We start from the raw sequence: 15,858 nt of genomic DNA on the forward strand, positions 1-15,858 counted from the left end.
TACCAGCGCAGTGTACGTCGGCATCGTCGCCACGCCACCGCGCGGGCCGGTCAGGCCGCTCGCAGACGGTCGATCACTCGCCCGGTTTTGCGCCTTCCAGCGGTGCGTGCGTGGCGGCGCGACGCGCCAGCACGCTTTCACGATGGGCGATGTAGACATTGGCGCAGATGATGATGGCCGCACCGATCAGGGTATGGTGTTCGATCGCCTCGCCGAACAGCCACCAGCCCAGCAGCGCCACCAGCGGCAGCTGCATGAAGCTGATCGGCTGCAGTGCGGAGACTTCGCCAAGCTTGAGCGCGCGCGTCCAGAACAGCTGGCCGGCGGTACCGAAGATGCCCGTCGCCGCCAGCCAGAGCCAGTCGATGCCCTGCGGCCAGCTCCACTGGAACAGCGCCGGAATCAGCGACATCGGCACCCAGAACACATAGGTGTAGAACACCACGGTGTCCGAGTCGTCGCTGCGCGAGAGCTGCTTGATCTGGATCGCCACCACGGCGCTGATCACCGCTGCCAGCAGCGCAATCAGCAGGCCGGGCGTAAAGGTGGACGAGCCCGGCCGCAGGATCACCAACACGCCGATGAATCCGGCCGCCACCGCCAGCCAGCGGCGCAGGCGCACCTGTTCGTGCAGCCACACCACGGCCAGCACGGTGACGAACAACGGGGTGGAATACGACAGCGAGATCGCCTGCGACAACGGCAGATGGCCGATCGCCCAGAACCCGCACAGCATCGAAGCCAAGCCGATCAGGGTGCGTGCCAGGTACTGCGGCAATTGCCGCGTGCGCGGCAGCGCCTTGCCGGCGCGCAGGATCAGCGGCAACAGGGCTAACAGCCCGAACGCATTGCGAAAGAACGCGATCTCGGTGGTGGCGATCGTGCCCGAGGCCAGCCGGATGCAGATGGCCATCAGGCCGAAGGCGAAGGTACTGGTGAGCATCCACAGCGCAGCACGTCGTGATGCCTGCTGCGCTGTCACCAATGCGCTCCGATGATGCGCGGCTCCGGCTCCAGGATCACCGAGTAACGCTCGCGCACCGATTCGGCGATGCGCCGCGCAAAGTCCAGCAGCTGCGCACCGCTGGCGGTGCCGTAATTGACCAGCACCAGGGCGTGATCCGGCGACACCCCGGCATCGCCTTCGCGCCGGCCCTTCCAGCCGCACTGCTCGATCAACCAGGCCGCCGACAACTTGCCCTGGCCGGGCTGCTCACCGGGGTAGACCGGCATATCGGCAAAGGTGGCCTGCAGCGCGGCAATCTGCTCGCTGGGCAGCAAGGGATTCTTGAAGAAGCTGCCGGCATTGCCGAGCACATCCGGGTCCGGCAGTTTGCGCCGACGGATGTTGATCACCGCCTGCGCCACATCGGCGGCACCGGCCAGGTCGGCGCCCATGCTCGCCAGCTCCTCGCGGATGCCGGCGTAGTCCAGTCGCAACTCGTGCAGCAGCGGCAGATTGAATTCCACCGCGACGATCAGATAACGCTCCGGCTGTTGCTTGAACACGCTGTCGCGATAGGCAAAGGCGCACTCGGCCGCGGTCAGCCGCACGAACTGCTGGGCATGCAGATCGAAGGCGTCCACCACATGGATGAAGTCGCCCACTTGCGCGCCGTATGCGCCGATGTTCTGGATCGGGCAGGCGCCGACGGTGCCGGGAATCAAGGCCAGATTCTCCAGCCCCGACAGGCCTTGCTGCAGCGAATACAGCACCAGCGCGTGCCAGTTGACGCCGGCACCGGCGCGCACGATGGCGTGGTCGGCGTGGTGCGCGATGATGGCGATGTCGCGGTTTTCGAAACACAGCACGCAGCCCGGCGGGTCGCCGGCCAGCAGCACGTTGCTGCCGCTGCCCAGTACCAGCAGCGGTTGCCCGGCGATTTCCGGCGCCGCCAGCGCCTGCGGCAAGGCAGCGGCTGCGTGGATGCTCAGCAACCAGCGCGCCGTGGCATCGACATGAAAGGTATTGAGCGCGCGCAGGGGCGCGTGTTCGCTCAAACGCCAGCCGGCCTGCGTTGCATCGCTCATAGCGGCGACACCGCACCACCGCTGGGCGCTTCGCGGCGGCGACGGATCGCGTCCACGCATTCGCCGATCAGCGGCGGCCCGCGATAGACCAGGCCGCTGTAGCACTGCACCAGCGTCGCGCCGGCTGCCATCTTGGCCACCGCATCCGCACCGGAGTTGATGCCGCCCACGCCGATCAACGGAATCGACTCCGGCAGACGCGCGCGCAGGCGGCGCAGCACCAGGGTGGATTGCCCCAGCAGCGGCGCGCCCGACAGGCCGCCGGCTTCGGCGGCCAGCGGATGGTTGGCGATCAGGGTGCGCGTCACCGTGGTGTTGGTGGCGATCACGCCATCCACCGCCAGATCGGCCAGCACGCGCGCGGCCGCATCGATGTCGCGGTCGTTGAGATCGGGGGCCACCTTCACCAGCATCGGCACGCGCTTGCCGTGTTGAGCGGCCAGGGCTTCCTGGGTTTCGCGCAGATCGGCGATCAGTCGGCGCAGCGCCTGTTCTTCCTGCAGTTCGCGCAAGCCGGCGGTGTTGGGCGACGAGATGTTGACCGTAATGTAGTCGGCCAGCGGGTATACGCGCTCCATGCAATAACGGTAGTCGCTGGTGGCTTCCTCGTTGGGCGTGTCCTTGTTCTTGCCGATGTTGATGCCGAGCAGGCCGCCACGACGCCGCGCGCGTTGCACGTTGGCCACCAGCACGTCCACGCCCAGGTTGTTGAAGCCCATGCGGTTGATCACCGCCTGGTATTCCGGCAAGCGGAACATGCGCGGCTTGGGATTGCCTTCCTGCGGACGCGGCGTCACCGTGCCGATCTCGACGAAGCCGAAACCCAGCGCAAGCAGCGCATCGATATGCTCGCCGTTCTTGTCCAGGCCGGCACCGAGCCCGACCGGGTTGGGAAACATCAGACCGAAGGCCGGCGTCGGCAGCGGCACCGGGCGCTTGGCCAGCAGCGGCGTGGTGCCGGTGCGGTAGGCGACGTCGATGGAGCGCAATGCCAGCGCGTGGGCGCGCTCGGCGTCGAGGGAAAACAGCAAGGGGCGGGCAAGCGAATACATGCGGGTCAGTTCAATCCCCCGGCGAACACCCGGGTCTGGTATTGGAAGTCGATCAGCCCGTCGCGCGCATGCGCGTCGAACAGCGTGCGTAGCGCGGCGAGCATCGGGGCATGGCGTGGGTCATGCGCGAGCGGCGCATACGACGAAGACAGCAGCCGGCCGCGCAAGGCGTCGAAGTCCAGCCGCTGCACATTCGGAAAGCGTGCCATCGCGCGGAAGCCTTCGCCGAACCACGCCTGCATGGTGGCATCGTCCTGATAGCGTTCGGCCACGGCCGAATAGTCGGTGCCGTAGTCCAGCAGCAATTGCTCGTAGCCGCGCAGGAAGTCGGTGGTGTCCAGCTCGCGGCTGTTCCAGTAGATCACCGCCAGACCGCCGGGCTGCAGGATGCGCGCCCACTCGGCACGCACCGCCTGCACGTCGAACCAGTGGAAGGCCTGCGCCGCAGACACCAAGCCGACGCTGGCATCGGCCAGCCCGGTGGCCTCGGCGGTGCCGTCGACCGCGCGGAACTTGGGGAACTCCGCCAGCCACTGCTGCGCGGCTGCGCGCATGGCCGGATTGGGTTCCACCGCCGTGACCGGATAACCGGCCTCCAGAAACAGCCGGCTGGAGATGCCGGTACCGGCACCGATATCGGCCACCGCGGTGGCCGGCGTCAGGCCCAGCTCTTCGTGCAGCCAGCGCAGCAGCTGCGGCGGATAGCTCGGCCGGTAGCGCACATAGGCCGCGACGCGGTCGTTGAAGCGTTGGGCGGAGGAGGGCGCGGCCATGCTCAACTGTTGGCGGCCGCAAGCCAGGCCAGGCCGCCGAAGAACAGGATGAAGATCGCCACCCCTGCCACCCAGAGCGCGACCGCCAGCCAGCCAAGAATCAGCCCGCCGATGGCCAGGCCGTCGCCGTCCAGCCCCTGCGGATTGCGGCGGATTTCGCCACGCGCCAGATGGCCGGTGATGATGGCGCAGAGGCTGCCGAGGAACGGGATCAGCGTCCAGCCGAGAATGCCCGAGACCAGGCTGACGATGGCCATGGCGCTGGTCTGTCGAACGACGACGTTCATCATGAACTCCTGAAGTGGCGGCAGCCGACGGCTGGCGTGTCCTGATTATCCCAGAGCCGCCGCCCGAATGGCGTGCCGTCTGCGGCCAGACGCGGTGCATGGCCGGTTTTGACCGGAATGGGAGGGCTCGCGTGTCTGGTCGCCCTGCTATCGGACCGAGCGGCCGATGAGACGTTGGGTGCCGAGATCGTGCGCAGCTGCGTGGCGCACTGCCAATGACCAAGACATCGGAACCAAGCCGCCGCTGATTGGCTGAGCCGGACGCAGGCGCAACGTGGCAGCCATGCTCCGGCAAGCTTGCGACAGCGCGCCGGCTCGATCCCCGGCGCGCCTGCACATCGATCAAAGATCGAACTTGATGCCCTGCGCCAGCGGCAGCGAGTCGGAGTAGTTGATCGTATTGGTCTGGCGACGCATGTAGACCTTCCACGCATCCGAGCCGGATTCGCGGCCACCGCCGGTCTCCTTTTCGCCACCGAACGCACCGCCGATCTCCGCACCCGAGGTGCCGATGTTGACGTTGGCGATGCCGCAGTCGCTGCCGGCCGCCGACAGGAACTTCTCGGCCGCCTTCAGGTTCTGGGTGAAGATCGACGACGACAGGCCCTGCGGCACGCCGTTCTGCAGCTCGATCGCCTCGTCCAGCGTGCTGTACTTCATCACGTACAGGATCGGCGCGAAGGTCTCGTGCTGCACCACCGCGTCGCTGTTTTGCAGCCCGGTGACGATGGCCGGCAGCACGAAGTTGCCGGGGCGGTCGATCGCGGTGCCGCCCACTTCGACCGTGCCGCCAGCGGCCTTGGCCTTGGCGATCGAGGCCAGGAACTGTTCCACCGCGCCCTGGCTGTTGAGCGGGCCCATCAGGTTTGCCGGGTCGGTCGGGTCGCCGATCTTGCTGTCGAGCTGCTTGTACGCCTTGACCAGCGTCGCGAGTACGTTGTCGTAGATGGACTCATGCACGATCAGGCGGCGCGTGGTGGTGCAGCGCTGTCCGGCGGTGCCCACCGCGCCGAACACGATGCCCGGGATGGCCAGCTTCAGGTCGGCGGTGTCGTCCAGGATGATGGCGTTGTTGCCGCCCAGCTCCAGCAGGCAACGGCCCAGGCGATGCGCGACCTTTTCCGCAACCACGCGGCCGATCTGGGTGGAACCGGTGAAGCTGATCAGCGGGATGCGGGTGTCTTCCACCAGCTTCTGCGACAGCGCAGTGCCGGCATCGTTGATCAGGAAGAAGATGTCCGGGAAGCCGGCGTCCTTCAATGCTGCATTGCAGATCTTCATCGTCGCGATCGCGGTCAGCGGGGTCTTGTTGGACGGCTTCCAGATGCAGATATCGCCGCAGATGGCCGCCAGGAACGCATTCCACGCCCACACCGCCACCGGGAAGTTGAACGCACTGATGATGCCGACCAGGCCGAGCGGCTGGTACTGCTCGTACATGCGGTGGCCCGGCCGCTCCGAGTGCATGGTGTAGCCGTACAGCATGCGGCTCTGGCCGACCGCGAAGTCGGCGATGTCGATCATCTCTTGCACCTCGCCATCGCCCTCGGGCTTGCTCTTGCCCATTTCCAGCGCCACCAGCGAGCCCAGCGCATCCTTGTGCGCACGCAGCGCCTCGCCACACAGGCGAACGGCTTCGCCACGGCGCGGCGCAGGCGTGGTCCGCCACACCTTGAAGGCGGCCTGCGCACGCTGGACGATCAGCTCGTAGTCTTCCGGCGTGGTGGCCTGCACCTCGGCGATCACCGCGTTGGTGGTCGGATTGAGCGGCTGCAGCACCCCGGCGCCGGTGGCCTGCGACCAGGTCGCCTCGCCAAGATAGGTACCGGAATTGGACGCGGCGAGGTCGAGCGCCTTGAGCAGGTCAGCGGACATGGGATCTCCAAAGGTCGGGACGGTCGCGCGGCGGCCAGGGCCCCCGCGACACGGGTAGCCGTCGATTTTAGCAGGCTCCGCCGACCACCCACCGGCTTGGCAATCGCAACGATCGTGCGACAATGCCCACCTTGGCCCCGTAGCTCAGCTGGATAGAGCGTCCCCCTCCTAAGGGGAAGGTCGCCCGTTCGAATCGGGCCGGGGTCACCAGGAATCAATTACTTAGCGTCTCGAACGGTTTGGTTTCGGCGGGCACATGTATGCCCAGCTCATCTTCGAAGATGTTTCTACCTGATCGGAACGGTCTAGCAAACGGGCAGCGGCGGTCATGGGGCTGGTCCAGCCGGCACGCATGAGCGGACATGATGCGTATGCCTATCAAAGACGTACCGCCACGGCTGCTACGCAGCGGCGGGAGTGAGATGACGGAGCTGCTGCCATGCGAACGAGGCTGCCGTTGATTACTCCAGATATGTAAAATTATCTGGATCATATGGATTAAACATAAAGTCGTGCGCCATGGAAAAAACCATCAGACTCGCCGGCCTGGCGGATATCGATGCAATTTTTGATATCCGAACCAGAGTTCACGAAAATCATTTATCCCGTGATCAACTGGTGGAAATGGGGATTACCCCCGCAATTATAAAGCAGGCAATTCTAGAAGCCCCATGCACTTGGGTCGCCGAGGTCAATGGTGCCCCTGTAGGGTTTTCTATGGCAGATGTCGAGGAAGGATGTGTGTTCGCAGCTTTCGTTCTACCCGAATTCGAGGGGAACGGATTAGGGCGCAGATTGATGGATAAAGCGGAGGCTTTCCTATTTCAGCACCATCAGACGATCTGGCTAGAAACAGCTGAGGCTAGCCGTGCGAGTGGCTTCTATAGAAGCCTGGGCTGGCAGCCCGTAAAGAATTTGCCGGGAGGTGATGTTCGCTTTGAAAAGTGCCAGAAATAACAATCGAAAATGTACCGATGAGATGCTCGCGCTTAGGCGGGTATCCGCCCAATCACGCAAGGTGTGTTGAGCGTGCGCTTACCGGGGTAGCGCCGGGGAACCAGCAGTACACTAGTGACATTGCTTGGATAAGGATCGCATTGCATGACCTTTGAGAACGTGCGAGTGGATTAGAGCCAGATCGAACTAGTGTCGCCGCGCCTACGACTTCGGCCGTTTATGCCTGCTGATGCTGACGAGGTATTGGCATGCATCACTCCTTCCTTGACGCGCTACATGTCGTTTGATCCTCCGCAATCAAAGATGGATTTCAAGGGTGTCTGGCAAGGTTGGCTGAAGAAAAACGAAAAGGGGAAGGAATTCAACTTTGTGGTACGGATCGACGCTACGCGAGCATTTGTTGGACTGTGTAGTCTTCATCGCACAGGTACGCCTGAGCCGGAAGTCGGCATCTGGATCCGGGAAAGCGAACATGGCCGTGGGTACGGGCGTGAGGCGGTTAGAACAGTCGTTGGCTGGGGAGCAGCAGCGTTCGGCTCTGCCGGATTCATCTATCCCGTAGCGGATTTAAATAGGCCAAGCCGTAGCATCGCTGAGTCCCTTGGTGGCGTCGAGGTTGGGCGAAGTTCGGGAGTCAAGTACGATTCTGTGACGTATAGGATCCCGGCCCGAAGCTGATTTCGCGTCCGCTATTTTGATTGTTTCGGATTTGGAGATTTGCCATGGTTGCTCTCTTCTTATAAATCGTCACGGTACCCAGACTCCTGCCCGCACTGCACATCCGCTAGCGAGCACCTTGCATAGCTCCTTTTATACTGGCCGAGCTTAGGCGAAATATATTTGGTGCCGGTATGTTGCATGAGCTGCAAGAACCACTCACCCATGCCGCACAACCCGCACCCCCACCGGCCGCGCAAACTTATCCATCGCCACCGAGGAGATGCGGCTATGGCGCAGCAGGCTGCCGAGCTGTTCGGGGACACCCAGGCGTTGATCGACCTCTGGTTCGAGCACGGTGCGGCGGCGTTTGCGTTGATCGGCCTTGGCGAAGCGGATGCGGTTGTATTCGGCCCAGCCGACGGTGGTGATGGCGCTCATCAGCGCGATTACCGGCAGGGCGCCCAGTGCGAACGGATCCAGCGCGTTGTGCTTGAGGTACAGCTCCATATAGGCGCTGCGCAGGCCGAAGAACCAGGCGATCAGCGTTGCCAGTGGTGCCCACAGATAGAAATAGACCATCCAGGCGCCGGCGGTGGCGGCACCGTAGGCGAGTCGGCGCGAGCGGCCGAGGCGTTGCGGCAGGTTGATGATGGGCGGTGTCATTGGATTCCTCGGTCGGGGCTTTTCCAGCGAGCGCGTTTGCTGCGGCGCGCGAGCAGGGCACGGGGGAAGGCGATGACGGCAGTGAGCATGCCGATCATCCAGAAGGCGACCGGATACCAGATCACCCAGAAGAACTGGCGCGCCAGGCCTTTTTCGTAGCGGCGTTCGATCACCAGGCTGGTGGCGAACTGCATCAGGCACACCACCGCCAGCACCAGGCCATGCCAGCGCGGCAGGATGGTGTCGACGTACAGCGCAGGCGGCAGCGTGATGACCTTGCCGAGCAGCCACAGCACGATGATGAAGAGCATCGTGTAGGCCCAGGCCAGGCTGAGCGCGTATTCCAGCAGCACGCCCCACATGCGTCGGCTGCGCCAGGACAGCACGCGGCGACCATGGCTCAGCAACACTTCCACACCACCGCGCGCCCAGCGCAGGCGCTGCATCCACAGGCCGCGGAAGGTCTCCGGCATCAGGATCCAGCACAGCGCGTTGGGTTCGTAGCGGATATCCCAGTCGTCGAGCTGCAGGCGCCAGGAAATGTCGATGTCTTCGGTGACCATGTTGTCGGACCAGAAGCCGACGTGATGCAGCGCCGACCGCCGGAACGCGCAGATCACGCCCGACACGGTGAACAGCCGCCCGTAGACACGCTGCGCACGCTTGATCAAACCGACGATGGCGGAGAATTCGCCCACCTGCATGCGGCCCATCAGCGTGGTGCGGTTACGCACGCGCGGATTGCCGGTGACGCCGCCGACGCGCGGGCCGGAGATCAGGTGGCCGACCATCCAGCGGGTGGCATTCGGGTCCAGAATGGCGTCGGCATCTACGCACACCAGGTAGTCCGAGCGCGACGCCAGCGTGCCGACGCGCAGTGCGTTGGCCTTGCCGTGGTTCTGCTCCAGATGCACCACGCGCAGGCGCGGATGCTGGTGGGTGAGGTCGTCGAGCGCCTGGGCGGTGTCGTCGCTGCTGCCATCGTTGATGGCGATGATCTCGAAGTCCGGGTAGTTCTGCGCACTCATCGCGGCGATGGTTTCGCCGACATGCTTGGCCTCGTTGTAGCAGGGCACCAGCAAGGACACGAAGGGCTCGCTGGCCAAAGGTGGCGGCGACGAGGGACCTGGCGTGCCGCGTTCGCGTCGCAGGTAGTAGTACGTGCCTCCGATCATCCAGAAGAACGCCATGATGATGGGATAGAAAAACGCGAAGTTGAACAGGGCGCCCAACAGGAGGCTGGTCGTCATCGGCTACCGCTCGATATATGGGAATTGCCGAGCCGACATGGCCTCGCGCGCTTCGGGAAGAGACGGGTGGCCGCCGATGAAGTCGTCGGGGTAGTACGCCAGGTGGCGCACGCCCGCAGCCAGAAGCAACTTGCTGTGTTCGAGCAGCACACCCTCCGGCAGGGGCTTGCCGGTGCGCCAATCCACGGTCTGCAGTTCGAAAATGGTGTTCTCGAAACCATGCGAATGCTGGCCGACACGCTGCGCCAGCTGCTGCAGCCACTGCTGCGGGTCGTTAGCTTGCTCCATGTACGGCATCGCCATCAGTGCGGTGTAGTCGTAGGCCGAAGCAAACGCATCCAGGCGCTGCGCGAACCAGGCTTCGCTATGCGGCTGCAGCACTGGCTGCGCGAACAGGTTGCGCACGGTCACCAACTTGGGGCGCCAGCGTTCGGCGGCTGCTTTCAGCTCCTGGGTGAAGCCGATCAGCTGCTGCGTGCGCCTGGCAGGATCGCCATTGCCGTAGGCAGGCACTTCGTCGTCGCGCAGATAGGCATCGTCGTGAAACAACAGGCCTTCGAAGTAGGTGTTGGCGGCCAGGTCTTCGTAGATGTCGGCGACCAGCTGATGCGTGCGCGGATTGCCTGGGTCCAGGCGTGGCACATCCTTCGGGTCCTTGCCGCGAATCTGTAGCGCGGCCTGCTGCTGCGCGTCGGGCAGATGGAAGCCCAGCACCGGTAACCAGGCGAACACGCGCACGCCGGCACGGGTGCGCAGCTGCCAGGCCACACGCCCGAACAGATCCGCACGCATCGGCAGATGCCGGTTGGGGAAGTACAGCGCATCGGCTGCGCCATCGCCATCCGGGTCGGCGAAGGCCTGCAGGAACACATGGCTGGGGCCGATGTCCTTGACGCGCTGGACCAGGATGTCGAGGTTGCGTGCCAGCTGCGCCGGATCCGGGTCGTAGACGTAATCCAGATCGATCTGGATCGCACGCAGGCCATCACGCGACAGGTCGCGTCGCAGTTCGCCGGCCAGGTCGCGCACATCGGGGTTGTTGAACAGCAACAGGCGGCCAAGGCTGGCCAGCGATTGCCCGTCCACGCGGTCGCGGCCCTGCTGGCCGATATCGGCTTCGTGCGAACGGCCTTCCAGGTCGAAGCTGAGCGTCATGCCTAGTTGCGCGGCAATGGCGTTGCTGGCGCGGTTGTAGGCGGCATACGGCCACACCATGGCGCGCGGCGGTTTGCCCAGATGCGCCACGATGGCGTCGCGGCTATGGCGCAAATCGGTCTGGATGCGCTGGCGATAATCCGCTTCGCTCTCATAGCCCTTGCCTGCCTCCCAACGACGGGTGACCGCTGCCGGGGTCTGGTTGCCAAATGGATTGCCGGGGATACCTTTGTGTAGATCATCGCTGTGCGAGCCGATTTCGATCAGGCCGCTGTCCTGCATCTCGCGCAGTTGTGCCCAGGTGACGAAGTCATCGTGGGTGAAATCGCGATGGCCATAGGGCACTACCTGGCCGGCCGGCAATTCGACCCAGCTGGTGACGGGGGCGACCAGTGCGGGATAGCCATAGGCCTGCAATAACGGAAAGACGCGCGTGTAGACGCTGCGCAAGCCGTCGTCGAAGGTCAGCAACACCGGCCTGGAGGGCAGGGCGCGCCTACCGGCACGTGCATCCAGGACCTGCTGCACGCTCACCGGGTGGTAGGCGTGCGAGCGCAGCCAGTCCAGATGCGCGGCGAAGTTGCTGGTGGACACCGCGTAACGATCGGGATCGCCCTTGGCGGCGACGTCGTCGCGAATATCGTGGTAGCTGAGCACCAGCAGGCCCGCCTGCGCCGACGACGCGAACGTCATCAGCAGCAAGGCGACCAGCAACAGCGGCAGGCGGATCAAGGCGTACCTCCCCATCGGAAATCCAGGTCGAATCCAAGTTGTTGTTCGCGCTGGCCGTCGTAGACCGGGCGCGACCAGCTCACGCCGTAGCTCAGTGCACTGCCGTCGCCCAGCGACCACAGGTGCCGATACGCCGCGCTGGGCACCCACTGGCTGCCGAAGCCGGACTGATAGGTCGGCCCGACCGTGACCTCCAGCCGCTGCCGGAAGGCGTAGTCGTAGCGACGCCAGCCGATCTGATCGATGCGCACGCCGGCGGCCACCGCAGAGTTGTGGCGCGGATTGAAGTAATTGACGGCGCGGTCGTCTTCGGCGCGTCCGGCCGAGGCGGCGAACAGGCCATCGAGCAGCACGTGCGGGCTGGCCCACAGGCGCTGGCTGCCGGACAGATCCAGCTGATCGCGCCGATTGCCGTCGCTGTAGCGCAGCTGGCGTGCCTGCAGTTCCCAACGGCTTTCGTCGTTGGGTGTCCAGCGCAGAGCGGCGCCGATGCTGTCGCCGGTGATGCCGAAGCGGCGTGCCTGCAGTGAGGCGTCCGGATCGCGTGTGCGCCAGGCCAGGCTGCCGTACCAGGCATCGGAAAACCGCCAGCCGGCATCCAGCGCCCAGGCGGTGCCATCGCGATCGAATTCGTCGAGCGCGCGTCCGCCGTAGGCGCTGACATCCAGGCGGTCGTAGCGGTAGTGCGTGCCCAGCCAGAAGCTGCGGTAACGCACGCGCGTGTCCTGGAAATCGGCCCAATCGTCGCGTGCACGCAATCCCACGCGCCAGCGCTCGCCGAGCAGCGGCGATTCGGCTTCCAGCAGCGTGCTGCCGAAGTCGTTGCCGAGCGGCGAGGTGCTGTTGGTCAGGGTGTCGTTGTCGCTGCGGCCGCGCGCATGGCTGAGATGTACCTGCCAGCCGCGTTGGCGTTCCAGCGAGGCGCCAAGCCGCTGCAGGCCGGCGTCATCCGGATATTCCTTGCGCAGCGGCGCAAAGGTCGCCTCGGCCAGATCCAGGCGATCCAGATCGCGCTGCGCTTCGACCACGCCACTGCGCGCCTGTTTCTGGTGCGGATCCAGCGTCAATGCCATCGCATTGCGTTGCAGCGCGGCACTCGGGTGCCCGCGACGGAATTCGATCGAGGCCAGTGCCGCCTGCAGCTCTGCATTGTCGGGGCCGATGGCTACGCGTTCGCGCAACAGGGCGTCTGCGTCGCGATTGTGGTTCGCCGCCGAGCGTGCGGTAGCCAGGGCGATGTCTGCGCTGAAGCGATCCCAATTTTCGTAACCGCTGCTGGCACCGTTGCGGCGCGGCCACGGCGCCTGCGTGGCCGCGAGTGTTTCAAACAGCGGCATCGCCAGGTCGAAGCGTTCCTGCTCCAGCAAGGCGTAGCCCAGCAGCAGCTGCGTATTGAAGTCGTCGGGATTGTGCTGCAGGGCCTGCCGGAGCACGGCTTCGGCCTCGGCCGGGCGACGCAGGCCCATCAGCGAATCGCCGACCGTCGGCAGCACATAGGCGGGAACCTCGATATCTTCCGCCTTCAACGCCTGGTAGTTGGCCACGACGTCGCGATGGCGCTGACGCTGGTTGAGCGCGACCAGGCTGTCGACGCGCAGCCGCGTGGCTTCCCACGTCAGCGTCGGCGGTGATTCGCGCTCGATGCGGGCGACATTGACCAGGGCCTGATCGGTCTCGGCATAGTGGTGCGCGGTGTCGATGGGTTCGGCGCTGGCCCACCCGATCATGCGGGCGACGCGATCGTTTTCTATGCGTTCGCGCTCCTGCTGCGAGAACCAGTCCGGATGCCGCCACACGGCCTCTGCTGCGAGCTGTGCGCTGCCGAGTTCGCTTAGCGTGATCGCACGCATGGTGTAGGCGCCACGGTCCCGCGGATTCGCACGCAGTACGCGTTCGTAGATGGCCAAGGCATCCGCATGGCGTTGCTGGCCGCGCAATTGCTCAGCCTGCTGCATGGGAGTGAGGGCAGTGGAGGCGTCAGTCACCCCGTTCGGCCGCACTTCACCACCGTGCGCCTGGGGCACACATGCGGCAATCAAAGCGAGGCTGAGCAGAGGAGTGAGTGCGCCCGTGCGGTCAGGACAACCGCGACGCACGTGGTTGCAAAAGCTGGGGGAAAAGGCAGTGCATTAGCGGTCCAGGCGTATGACGACTGGCGATACTGCGTATGCCCATGTAAAGCCCACGTCATCACGAATTTAACGCGATCTTCATCGGATCAGTCCGCTTTAGATGTGACTTGAATCACGAAAAATTCCTTGAGGCAATCTTCCCGACCTAATTAATTGCCTTCAAGCGGCGCCACGGAGACCTGAAGATTGACCAGACGGGCATCACTCAAATACGCCGCTGATTTGCCACGCTGGTCGCAGTTAGATATGCATTAAAGGTAATTACTCTGTGGTCTACGTTAGCGGCACGTTGCCCGATGTTTCTGGTTTGGGAGCAACGGAACTCGGTAGCGAGCGCGTAGGCGGAGATATTTTTGCCCGCTTTTTAAGTGATTTACGTCACAAAAGTAAAAGGGTCGGGTTTTTCTTACAGGGTGGCCCCTACATGGCGCGTTGACCAGTTCTTAACGTTCCATCACAGTTGCGCCGCACTCGTTGTGTTGAAGGGTTGCGTCGCCGTCTTGGTGGCCAGGCATAGCGGTGTGAGCGACGGCGCGCCAAGGCGCGGCCCGCCGCACAGGGGGCAGGACAGATGTGGATGCGTTCGGCGCCAATGGCGCTGGCGGCTTGCCTATGGGCTGTCGCCGGGCTGGCGGCTGCACAACAAACGGCACCGACGACGCTGGATCGGCAGGAGCAATTGCGCCAGGCCGAGGAGATTCAGCGGCGTCAGGAACAGGAGCGACAAGCACCCTTCGCCGGCCCGCGCGAGGATGCCGAGCGCGTGGATGCGCGCAGCACCGTGCTGCCCAAGGAGGAACTGTGTTTCCCGATCGCCCGCGTGCGCCTGTCCGGTGCAGGGAACGACGGTGCACGCTTTGCGTGGTTGTGGAAGTCGCTGCGTCGTTATGAGGGCCGCTGCATCGGTCGCGCGGGTATCGACATCATCCGCCGTCGCGCCCTGGACCAACTGGTCGCGCGCGGCCTGGTCACCACCCGCATCGGCGTGCCCGAACAGGATCTTTCGCGCGGCGAACTGCGTTTCGAATTGATGCCCGGCCGCTTGCGTGCGGTGCGCGTGGTTTCCGACACCGGCGGCGAACATTGGAAGAGCGCGCTGCCGCTACGGCACGGCGACCTGCTGGACCTGCGTGCGATCGAGCAGGCGGTGGAGCAGTTCAAGCGACTGCCATCGCAGGACGCCAAGATCGATATCGCGCCGGGCGAGGCACCGGGCGAATCGGATCTGGTCATCACCTTGCAGCATGGTCGGCGCTGGCGCGGCGTGGCCAATGCCGACGACTCTGGCGTGGAAGCCACCGGGCGCGTGCAGAGCGGGCTGGATTTTTCGCTGGACAACCTGCTGGGCCTCAACGATCTGCTCAGCGTCGGCTACAGCCATGACCTGGCCACGCGCGACGAAGAGCGCGGCACGCGCGGCAACAGTCTCAGTTACAACCTGCCGTGGGGCTGGTGGACGTTTGCGTTGTCGGCCTCGTCGTACCGCTATCACCAGCGCGTGGACGGATTTTTGCAGACCTTCCAGTCCAGCGGCGAATCCAGCAACGCGCAGCTGGATATTCAGCGCGTATTGCATCGCAACGGCACCAGCAAGACCTCTGCTGGTGTCACGGTTGGCCGGCGGCGTGCGCGCAGCTATCTGGATGGCGTGGAGATCGGCATCCAGCGTCGCGATACCAGCAGCGCGGAGTTCTACTTCACCCATCGCCGTTATCTGGGGACGATGCAGTTGGACGTGCGTATCGCGCATCGGCGTGGCACGCCGTGGTTCAACAGCCAGTGGACCGGTTACGACCCGCAGATCGGGTTCCCGACATTCCGTTATGGCGTGACCACGCTGGACGTGAGCACCGCCATGCCGTTCAAGCTGGGACCGGTGCCGATGGCGTGGGAAAGCAGCCTGCGTGCGCAAACCGCAGGCGAGCTGCTGCTTGGCTCGGAGTTCGTCACCATCGGGGGTCGCTACAGCGTGCGCGGCTTCGATGGCGAAGCGACCTTGGGCGCGGAAAAAGGCGCGTATTGGCGCAACACCTTGAGTTTTCCGATCCAGCAGATCGGGCTGACACCGTACCTGGGCCTGGATGCGGGTCGCATCGATGGCACCAGTGCCAGCGGCCTGCGCGGCCGCAGTCTGGTGGGCGGCGCGGTGGGTCTGCGCGGCGGTTGGTTCGGTGCCAGCATCGATGCGTTTGCAGGCTGGGCGATCCATCGCCCGGACGGATTTGGAAGTGCGCAGCCGGCATATGGCGCGCGTGTGATCTACCAGTTCTGACATGGATCGCGCCGCCAGC

Annotated in this window: 13 protein-coding genes and 1 tRNA gene; 4 read left to right on the forward strand and 10 right to left on the reverse strand. The window is 64.5% G+C overall.

Annotated features, from left to right (window positions below):
* Positions 1 to 73: 73 nt before the first annotated feature.
* From ABQY74_RS09390 to ABQY74_RS09415, 6 genes are all read right to left on the reverse strand, one after another.
* On the reverse strand, positions 74 to 985 hold the full coding sequence (locus ABQY74_RS09390) for a DMT family transporter (RefSeq protein WP_026064463.1): 912 nt from the start codon (positions 983 to 985) through the stop codon (positions 74 to 76).
* Positions 979 to 2,031, reverse strand: a complete 1,053-nt coding sequence (gene murB / locus ABQY74_RS09395) for a UDP-N-acetylmuramate dehydrogenase (RefSeq protein ID WP_166773622.1) — start codon at positions 2,029 to 2,031, stop codon at positions 979 to 981. The genes ABQY74_RS09390 and murB overlap by 7 nt, the downstream gene beginning before the upstream one ends.
* Positions 2,028 to 3,083 (reverse strand): quinone-dependent dihydroorotate dehydrogenase, encoded by a 1,056-nt coding sequence (locus ABQY74_RS09400; protein ID WP_349794606.1) that lies wholly within the window; start codon positions 3,081 to 3,083, stop codon positions 2,028 to 2,030. The genes murB and ABQY74_RS09400 overlap by 4 nt, the downstream gene beginning before the upstream one ends.
* A 5-nt stretch (positions 3,084 to 3,088) precedes the next feature.
* Positions 3,089 to 3,856, reverse strand: coding sequence for a class I SAM-dependent methyltransferase (locus ABQY74_RS09405; RefSeq protein WP_016903109.1), 768 nt, complete (start codon positions 3,854 to 3,856; stop codon positions 3,089 to 3,091).
* Positions 3,857 to 3,858: 2 nt separating this feature from the next.
* Positions 3,859 to 4,143 carry a DUF4190 domain-containing protein gene (locus ABQY74_RS09410; RefSeq protein ID WP_016903110.1) on the reverse strand — a complete coding sequence of 95 codons (285 nt, stop codon included), beginning with the start codon at positions 4,141 to 4,143 and terminating at the stop codon, positions 3,859 to 3,861.
* Positions 4,144 to 4,485: 342 nt separating this feature from the next.
* On the reverse strand, positions 4,486 to 6,018 hold the full coding sequence (locus ABQY74_RS09415) for an aldehyde dehydrogenase family protein (protein WP_349794603.1): 1,533 nt from the start codon (positions 6,016 to 6,018) through the stop codon (positions 4,486 to 4,488).
* A gap of 133 nt (positions 6,019 to 6,151) precedes the next feature.
* Between ABQY74_RS09415 and ABQY74_RS09420 the strand changes: the two genes are divergently transcribed.
* The 3 genes from ABQY74_RS09420 (at position 6,152) to ABQY74_RS09430 (ending at position 7,653) form a co-directional block, all read left to right on the forward strand.
* Positions 6,152 to 6,228: transfer RNA gene (locus tag ABQY74_RS09420), tRNA-Arg, on the forward strand.
* A gap of 309 nt (positions 6,229 to 6,537) precedes the next feature.
* Positions 6,538 to 6,975 (forward strand): GNAT family N-acetyltransferase, encoded by a 438-nt coding sequence (locus tag ABQY74_RS09425; protein WP_104570126.1) that lies wholly within the window; start codon positions 6,538 to 6,540, stop codon positions 6,973 to 6,975.
* A gap of 219 nt (positions 6,976 to 7,194) precedes the next feature.
* Positions 7,195 to 7,653, forward strand: coding sequence for a GNAT family N-acetyltransferase (locus tag ABQY74_RS09430; RefSeq protein WP_372470074.1), 459 nt, complete (start codon positions 7,195 to 7,197; stop codon positions 7,651 to 7,653).
* Between the two features lie 198 nt (positions 7,654 to 7,851).
* On the opposite strand, the gene pgaD is transcribed toward ABQY74_RS09430, so the two are convergent.
* From pgaD to ABQY74_RS09450, 4 genes are read right to left on the reverse strand one after another with little or no spacing between them, the layout of a single operon-like run.
* The gene (gene pgaD / locus ABQY74_RS09435) at positions 7,852 to 8,298 is read right to left on the reverse strand and encodes a poly-beta-1,6-N-acetyl-D-glucosamine biosynthesis protein PgaD (protein ID WP_016904642.1); all 447 of its coding nucleotides are present in this window, start codon (positions 8,296 to 8,298) and stop codon (positions 7,852 to 7,854) included.
* Positions 8,295 to 9,548, reverse strand: a complete 1,254-nt coding sequence (gene pgaC, locus ABQY74_RS09440) for a poly-beta-1,6-N-acetyl-D-glucosamine synthase (RefSeq protein WP_016904643.1) — start codon at positions 9,546 to 9,548, stop codon at positions 8,295 to 8,297. Before pgaC ends, pgaD begins: the two co-directional genes overlap by 4 nt.
* 3 nt (positions 9,549 to 9,551) lie before the next feature.
* Positions 9,552 to 11,450 (reverse strand): poly-beta-1,6-N-acetyl-D-glucosamine N-deacetylase PgaB, encoded by a 1,899-nt coding sequence (gene pgaB, locus ABQY74_RS09445; RefSeq protein WP_349794599.1) that lies wholly within the window; start codon positions 11,448 to 11,450, stop codon positions 9,552 to 9,554.
* Positions 11,432 to 13,390: a tetratricopeptide repeat protein gene (locus ABQY74_RS09450; RefSeq protein WP_349794597.1), complete on the reverse strand. Its 1,959-nt coding sequence runs from the start codon at positions 13,388 to 13,390 to the stop codon at positions 11,432 to 11,434. Before ABQY74_RS09450 ends, pgaB begins: the two co-directional genes overlap by 19 nt.
* Positions 13,391 to 14,138: 748 nt before the next feature.
* Here ABQY74_RS09450 and ABQY74_RS09455 point away from each other — a divergent pair.
* Positions 14,139 to 15,839, forward strand: a complete 1,701-nt coding sequence (locus ABQY74_RS09455; RefSeq protein ID WP_349794595.1) for a ShlB/FhaC/HecB family hemolysin secretion/activation protein — start codon at positions 14,139 to 14,141, stop codon at positions 15,837 to 15,839.
* Positions 15,840 to 15,858 lie beyond the last annotated feature (19 nt).

Origin of the sequence: Xanthomonas sp. WHRI 7064 (genome assembly GCF_040202355.2) — a bacterium.
GTDB classification, from domain to species: domain Bacteria; phylum Pseudomonadota; class Gammaproteobacteria; order Xanthomonadales; family Xanthomonadaceae; genus Xanthomonas; species Xanthomonas arboricola.